General features: G+C 66.1%; 1 protein-coding gene. It reads right to left on the reverse strand.

Annotation, left to right across the window (positions count from 1 at the left end; all coding sequences use genetic code 11):
* A partial coding sequence (msrB, locus tag NLU14_RS22895) for a peptide-methionine (R)-S-oxide reductase (RefSeq protein WP_275710933.1) occupies window positions 1-236 on the reverse strand: 236 nt, incomplete at both ends.

Genomic DNA, 236 nt, shown 5'->3' on the forward strand with positions numbered 1-236 from the left:
CATGGCCCTGATGCCCGTCGCAGCGCGCGCAGCGCAGCTCGACGCGGCGCATGCCATGGCTGGTGTCGGCATGTTCGGTGACGTTCTCCGAATCGATCGGCCGGGTGAAGCTGGGCCAGCCCGAGCCCGAATCGAACTTGTCGGCGCTGTCGAACAGTTCGAGCTTGCAGCCGGCGCACAGATAGAGGCCATCGGCCTTGTTGTCGGTGTAGTGGCCGGAAAAGGCCCGCTCGGTG

Origin of the sequence: Marinobacter iranensis, assembly GCF_029207565.1 — a bacterium.
GTDB lineage: Bacteria > Pseudomonadota > Gammaproteobacteria > Pseudomonadales > Oleiphilaceae > Marinobacter > Marinobacter iranensis.